Origin of the sequence: Petrocella sp. FN5 (genome assembly GCF_029210395.1) — a bacterium.
Classification (GTDB): Bacteria; Bacillota; Clostridia; order Lachnospirales; family Vallitaleaceae; genus Petrocella.
Genome location: NZ_JARGDP010000208.1, coordinates 1 through 880, shown reverse-complemented (window position 1 = coordinate 880; position 880 = coordinate 1). Strand labels below are relative to the sequence as shown.

Genomic DNA, 880 nt, shown 5'->3' with positions numbered 1-880 from the left:
ACGTTAGCAGATATATATGCTAGTTTACAAAAAAATAAGGCCCATCTCTGAGCCTATAGTTTATGCATAATGATGGTGTTCAAGTTCCTTGCTTAAGAGATATACACATAGCTGATTCATGCTAATACCTTCTTGTTTTGCTTCTTCTGCCAATTGCTTATGAAGTGATTTAGGAATACGTAATTTAAAGTTTCCAGAATATGCAGATGCTTCTTTTGGTTCTGGTATAATAATATTGTTTTCTACAGCAGTTTCTAACCAGGCAAGTTTAGCGTCATCAGCCATTTCGTGAATCTCTTCGAAAGATGAAGCGACTGTCATGCAACCCTTTAAGTCTGGATATTCAGCGTAATAGCTACCGTCATCTTCTTGAAGAATTGTAAGAGGGTATTTGAGGTTAAGGTAATAATTTAAATCTTTCATAATCTTACTCCTTTTCAATTAGATTGAGCTCTTCCAAGAGAGCCAACACTTTTTTTATATAGATTGTTTTAACGGGTTTATGTTTTGGAATTGTAATGATAATTCCCTTGTATATGTAAGTATAGTGTGAAGAACCACCTTTTGGGACACGTTCTTTGAATCCGAAATGTAATAGTAAAGATTGAATGGTTTCAAATTTTACATTAGTGGGGTTATTTTTCAGTTTTTGTAGTAATTTATCACGTTTACTCATAAGTACCCTCCCTAATGCTATTATAAGTGGTGTCATATACGGTGTCAAGAGGAAGTTCCGCAAATACATCTGCTAACAGCGAATTGACGATATGGCCCTTTAATCGGACGGATGCCACACATCGTCAACTCACAGGACGATAGGCTGAAATGCCGCTACGCAACACGTCAGCCTATCGGTGCGCGGGTTCTGTAATTGGTGGCA

General features: G+C 37.0%; 2 protein-coding genes. Both read right to left on the bottom strand.

Annotated features, from left to right (window positions below):
- Positions 1-60 precede the first annotated feature (60 nt).
- Positions 61-423, bottom strand: a complete 363-nt coding sequence (locus P0N36_RS15525) for a toxin-antitoxin system HicB family antitoxin (RefSeq protein ID WP_275843800.1) — start codon at positions 421-423, stop codon at positions 61-63.
- A gap of 4 nt (positions 424-427) precedes the next feature.
- Positions 428-676, bottom strand: a complete 249-nt coding sequence (locus P0N36_RS15520) for a type II toxin-antitoxin system HicA family toxin (protein ID WP_275843799.1) — start codon at positions 674-676, stop codon at positions 428-430.
- Between the last annotated feature and the right edge of the window lie 204 nt (positions 677-880).

Bases quoted from the DNA above. Each gene is read 5' to 3' on its own strand.
- P0N36_RS15525 (WP_275843800.1), bottom strand. From the start codon at position 423: ATGAAAGATTTAAATTATTACCTTAACCTCAAATACCCTCTTACAATT.
- P0N36_RS15520 (WP_275843799.1), bottom strand. From the start codon at position 676: ATGAGTAAACGTGATAAATTACTACAAAAACTGAAAAATAACCCCACT.